The following is a 5,846-nucleotide window of genomic DNA, read 5'->3' on the forward strand; positions in this document are numbered from 1 at the left end:
TTCATTCTATGTTTAATATTCGTTTATTTAGATGTATGCCCGTAATTTTTATTACCATAACTGTAATAGGATGTGACCAGCACCCCAAATTTTCGCCGATGGGTGAAAATATAACTCAGGATGTGGGAATCAAAGTTATTCATCTTCAGCCAGTTATACTCGAAAGCGAGCTGACCGGCAGGGTGACGAGCGCTATGACGTCAGACGTTCGTCCGCAGGTTAACGGCATTATCAAGCAAAGATTATTCACTGAAGGTTCAGACGTTAAAGCCGGACAGGTTCTTTATCAAATTGATCCTGCTACCTATCAGGCAAGTTACGATCAGGCAATGGCACAATTGAAAAGTGCGCAGGCAACCGTGGTATCAAGCAAGATTAAAGCGGAACGCTATGCCGATTTGGTGAAGGAAAAGGGTGTATCTAAGCAAGATGCAGATGATGCTCAGGCAACCTATCAGGAGAATGTCGCCTCCGTTGCGCAGTACAAAGCGGCGTTGGAAAGTGCATCAATCAATCTTGAATATACCAAAGTGCGTGCCCCCATTTCAGGCCGAATCGGCATATCCTCCGTGACGCCGGGAGCTCTGATCACCGCCAGCCAGACGGATGCCCTTGCCACTATCCGTCAATTGGATCCTATTTACGTCGATATCACTCAATCGAGCACTGAATTACTGAAACTCAGGCAGCTGAGAAAGGAATTACAGCTCAATGGGGGAGTGCCAGCCACTCTGAAACTGGAGGATGGCACCGCTTATCCCGAGACCGGCAAGCTCGAGCTGACTGAGGTTTCGGTTGATGAGTCAACCGGCTCGGTGACCCTCCGAGCCCTATTCCAGAACCCGGATAACACGCTTTTGCCTGGCATGTACGTTCACGCCGTAGTAACAAACGGGATCGACCCGCATGCTATTCTCGCCCCGCAGCAGGGTATTTCACGGGATGTGAAAGGAGGAGCCACTGCATTGGTTGTCGATAAAGATAATAAAGTCGAACTACGTAATGTCATTGCCCAACAGGTAATCGGCACAAACTGGCTTATCAGTAAAGGTCTGAACGAGGGGGATAGGCTAATTGTCGAGGGTACCTCAAAAGTCAAAGTGGGGGACAGCGTCAAAGCTGAAGATGTTGACGACCATAACAGTCAACTGACCCAGGATACTGAGCAAGAGGTGAAAAAATAGCATGCTTGCTCAATTCTTTATTACCCGCCCAATTTTCGCCTGGGTTATAGCCATCGTTATCTGCATTTGCGGAATACTGAGCATCAACATATTGCCGATTGCGCAATATCCCGATGTGGCTCCGCCAGAAATCTCGATTACCGCAACCTATACGGGTGCCTCAGCTGAAACGCTTGAAAACAGCGTGACACAGGTTATCGAGCAACAGCTTACAGGGTTAGATGGGCTGCTCTATTTCTCATCAACCAGTACGGCTTCAACCGGACAGGTTGTTATTACTGTGACCTTCAAACAGGGAACGGACCCGGATATAGCCCAGGTGCAGGTGCAAAACAAGGTTCAACAGGCTGAAAATAGCCTGCCGAGCGAAGTCACGGCGCAAGGTGTGACCGTCAAAAAAGCGCAAAGCGATTTCTTGTTGGTAATGGGTATTTATGACCAAACGAATAAATCCACCTCAGCCGACGTCACCGATTACCTGGTCAGCAACATTCAGGATTTGCTAGCACGTACTGAAGGGGTCGGTGATGTTCAGGTATTTGGTGCTCAATACGCCATGCGTATCTGGCTTGATCCGGTAAAGCTGGCCTCTCATTCCCTGATGCCCTCCGACGTTGAGACAGCACTTGAAGCGCAGAACACGCAGGTTTCCGCCGGTCAGTTAGGCGCGCTTCCCGTTAAGGGCGAACAACAGCTTGTTGCAACGATTAAGGCCCGTTCACGCTTACAGACCGCTGAACAGTTTCGGGATATTGTTTTAAAGAGTAACAGCAATGGAGCAGTCGTTCGTTTAGAGGACGTGGCGCGTGTAGAAATTGGTCAGGAATCTTACAGCTCGAACGTTCTCATCAATGGACACCCTGGCAGCGGTATTGCCATCAAACTCGCTCCTGGTGCCAATGCGCTATCAACGGCAGAGCGTGTGAAGCAAAGCGTTGAGGCCTTTGAACACACGATGCCAGAGGGCTATAAAGTTACTTATCCGCTTGATAGCACTGAGTTTATCAAAATCTCGATCACAGAAGTGGTGAAAACCCTGATCGAAGCCATTGTTCTCGTCATTATCGTGATGTTTATTTTTCTTCAAAATGCGCGCGCGACATTAATACCGGCTATTGCGGTGCCGGTTGTGCTGTTGGGAACCTTCGGCATCTTGGCGATTTTTGGTTATTCAATCAATACATTAACCCTGTTCGGCATTGTGCTCTCCATCGGGTTGCTGGTGGATGACGCCATCGTGGTGGTTGAAAACGTAGAGCGGGTGATGCGTGAAGAAAAACTGCCGCCGAAGGAAGCCACCGCCAAATCCATGCAGGAGATTACCGGCGCGCTGGTCGGCATCGCAATGGTGCTCAGTGCAGTATTTCTGCCGATGGCGTTTTTCAGTGGTTCTACCGGTGTCATTTATCGCCAGTTCTCAATCACGATCGTTTCTGCCATGGCTTTATCGGTGCTGGTTGCCCTGACCTTGACGCCGGCACTTTGCGCTACGTTATTAAAACCGACCAAACATGGCGTAAGCCAAACCGGATTCTTTGCCCGTTTTAATCAGATATATGACAGACTGCAAAGCAAATATACTTTAAAAGTTGGCAGTGTTATTCATGGACCCAAACGTTATTTCCTAATCTATGCCGTATTCGTAGTGGCATGCTGTTTGATGTACGTCCGACTGCCTTCCGGCTTCTTACCTACTGAAGATCAGGGCTACATCATGGTTCAGTATGTCTTACCGCCTGGCGCCTCTGATGATCGCACCTCGCAGGTCCGTCGTCAGATCGAAGATTATTTCAAGAAGAATGAAAACAATAACATCAACGTCAGTATGCTGGTCAACGGCTTCAGTTTTTCAGGAAGTGGCCAAAACGCCGGTATTGGCTTTATTGCATTGAAAAACTGGAGCGATCGTACTGGAAAAGCCAATAGTGCAGATGCTATTGCCATGCGAGCAATGAAGGGTTTGTCACAAGTGCGTGACGCGCAAATTTTTGTCCTCACACCGCCGTCTGTGAGTGGTCTTGGTCAGTCCAACGGCTTCACGTTTGAATTACAATCAGCCGCTGGCACCAGCCGCGATGCGCTCTTGGCGATGAGAAATCAACTTCTAGGCGCGGCAAATCAGGATCCAGAACTGATGGGGGTACGTCCTAATTCCCTTCCCGATCTTCCCCAGCTTCAGGTTGATATTGATGATGCTAAAGTGCAGTCGCTGGGACTTTCTGTAAGTGACATCAACAGCACGTTAAGCAGTGCGATGGGCGGAACCTATGTGAATGATTTTATCGACCGTGGAAGGGTAAAAAAAGTGTACATACAGGGCGACAGTGAGTTCCGCAGTAAACCTGAAGACATTGGTAGATGGTTTGTGCGGGACAGCGCTGACAGCAGTACCAGTGACTCGGCCACCATGACGCCTTTCTCGGCATTTTCAAATACGCATTGGGTTTACGGTTCAGATGAACTGTCGCGTTACAACGGCTTGGCGTCCTATGAAATCCAGGGGCAGGGCGCGATGGGCGTCAGTTCCGGCACGGCGATGACCGAGATGGAGGCTATCGCAAACAAATTGCCTAAGGGAAGCACGTATACGTGGAGCAGTCTTTCTTATCAGGAGAAATTGGCCGGGGGGCAGGCAATGAGTCTTTATGCCATCTCACTTCTGGTCGTATTCCTCTGTCTTGCCGCGCTATATGAAAGCTGGGTGGTGCCAATATCCGTTTTGTTAGTGGTGCCGTTGGGCGTTTTGGGCGCATTACTGGCCATCACCCTTAGAGGGTTGGATAACGATATCTATTTTCAGGTCGCACTGTTAACTGTCGTAGGGCTTTCATCCAAAAACGCCATTCTCATCATTGAGTTCGCTGAAGACAACTATAAGCGTGGCACAGGGTTGATAGATTCAGCAGTCACGGCGGCTAAAATGCGACTTCGTCCGATCATCATGACATCACTCGCCTTTACAGCTGGCGTTTTTCCTCTCGCCATCTCTACGGGGGCAGGGACAAATAGTCGTATTGCGATAGGTACCGGTATTATCGGTGGCACGGTGACCGCAACTGTCTTTGCTGTGTTCCTGGTTCCGCTTTTCTACGTCACCGTGCGTCGAATCTTCCCGCAAGTGTCTACGTCCAATACGTCGCTGACAGAAAAAGAGGGGCGCAAACATGAAGCGGAATAATAAAATCAACTACTTGATCCTGTTGAGTCTTCCTTTTCTGCTAGCGGGGTGTATCTCTCTGGACCCTAAGTATCAGAGGCCAATAATGCCAGTGCCAAACCGTATGCCGCACGGCGGTGCCTATAGCACTCAGGCGGGTGGTACATTAGACATGGCTAATTCCTCGTGGCGCGACTATATCATTGACGATAGGTTAAGAAAGGTGGTAGCGATGTCTTTGGACAGCAGTCGTGACCTCCGCGAAACGGTTGCCGATGTTAAATCGGCGCAGGCCCAATACGAAGAGGAGCGATCGTCACTCTTGCCGACCGTTGACGCTGAGGTCAGTAATACTCGTTCGCGTTCTTTAACGGGAGTGGGCAATCAAACAGCGATCTCTAATTCTGCCTCAGCAAACGCGAGCACAAGTTCTTTTGAACTCGATTTGTTCGGGAAAAACCAAAGCCTGACGCGTGAAGAGTATGAAGCCTACTTAGGTACACAAGAAGGAGCAAGAAGCACCGAGTTAACAGTGATTTATAACGTAGTAAATTACTGGATTATCCTGGCCGCAGACAAAAGCAACCTGGAAACGGCCAAGCAAACTATGGCAAGTGCTGCCGATTCGCTCCAGGTCACACAGAATAATTACAACCACGGTATTTCGTCGATGGTGGATGTGGCGTCGGCGGACAGTACCTATCAATCTGCACGAGCTGATGTGGCTAATTATACAACCAGTGTAGCGCAGGATAAAAACGCACTCGATCTGGCGGTGGGGAAAAGTGTGCCTGCTGACTTGCTGCCTTCAGGTATAGAACAACTGAAAGGTATAATGAGGGATATGCCTCCTGCTGTATCCTCGGCGGTATTGCTTAACCGGCCTGACGTTCTGGAGGCCGAGCATAACCTTAAAGCGACTAATGCCAGCATTGGCGCGGCGCGAGCTAATTTCTTTCCCTCAATCTCGTTAACTGCCAGCGGTGGCGTAAGCAGTTCGCAGCTTTCATCGTTATTTAAAAATGGTGCAAGCACATGGTCATTCTCTCCGAGTATTAGTTTGCCGATATTTGCAGGAGGATATAACGTTGCTGCCCTTAAATACTCAAAAGCACAGAAAGAGCTGTATGTCGCCACCTATGAAAAATCCATTCAGTCGGCTTTTCAGGAAGTTGCCGATGCGCTCGCCCGGCGTGGCACAATTCAGGAGCAGTTAAATGCGCATACGGCCTATGTGAATGCCTCTTTGACCTATTATCAACTGGCCGATTTACGCTACAGGCGCGGAGTCGATACTTATATTAATGCACTGGATGCGCAACGGACGTTATATAGCGCAAGGCAAAACCTCATCAGCACTCAAGAAACATATTATCAGAACTTAATTACGCTTTATAAAGTAATGGGGGGAGGGACATCTCTTCGCCAGTGATCGCGTTAGTATTGCAAAATTATTTTGGCAGTTTTGCTATGTAAAGTCCTTCGGTGGACTCAGGATCTAGATC

General features: G+C 48.9%; 3 protein-coding genes. All 3 read left to right on the top strand.

Going from position 1 to position 5,846, the window contains the following annotated elements:
- The first annotated feature begins 17 nt into the window (after positions 1–17).
- Genes J1785_RS04165 through J1785_RS04175 form a run of 3 tightly spaced genes read left to right on the top strand, consistent with a single transcriptional unit; the run spans position 18 to position 5,773 of the window.
- Positions 18–1,184 carry an efflux RND transporter periplasmic adaptor subunit gene (locus J1785_RS04165; RefSeq protein WP_373689687.1) on the top strand — a complete coding sequence of 389 codons (1,167 nt, stop codon included), beginning with the start codon at positions 18–20 and terminating at the stop codon, positions 1,182–1,184.
- Position 1,185: 1 nt separating this feature from the next.
- Entirely contained in the window at positions 1,186–4,362 is a 3,177-nt protein-coding gene (locus tag J1785_RS04170; protein WP_217218877.1) for an efflux RND transporter permease subunit, read from the top strand.
- The gene (locus J1785_RS04175; protein WP_238483068.1) at positions 4,349–5,773 is read left to right on the top strand and encodes an efflux transporter outer membrane subunit; all 1,425 of its coding nucleotides are present in this window, start codon (positions 4,349–4,351) and stop codon (positions 5,771–5,773) included. Before J1785_RS04170 ends, J1785_RS04175 begins: the two co-directional genes overlap by 14 nt.
- Positions 5,774–5,846 lie beyond the last annotated feature (73 nt).

The sequence above is a fragment of the Rahnella perminowiae genome (assembly GCF_019049755.1).
In the GTDB taxonomy this organism is placed as follows: Bacteria; Pseudomonadota; Gammaproteobacteria; order Enterobacterales; family Enterobacteriaceae; genus Rahnella; species Rahnella perminowiae.

Excerpts from the sequence above, each read along its gene's own strand:
- J1785_RS04170 (WP_217218877.1), top strand. The coding sequence starts at position 1,186 with ATGCTTGCTCAATTCTTTATTACCCGCCCAATTTTCGCCTGGGTTATA.
- J1785_RS04175 (WP_238483068.1), top strand. The coding sequence starts at position 4,349 with ATGAAGCGGAATAATAAAATCAACTACTTGATCCTGTTGAGTCTTCCT.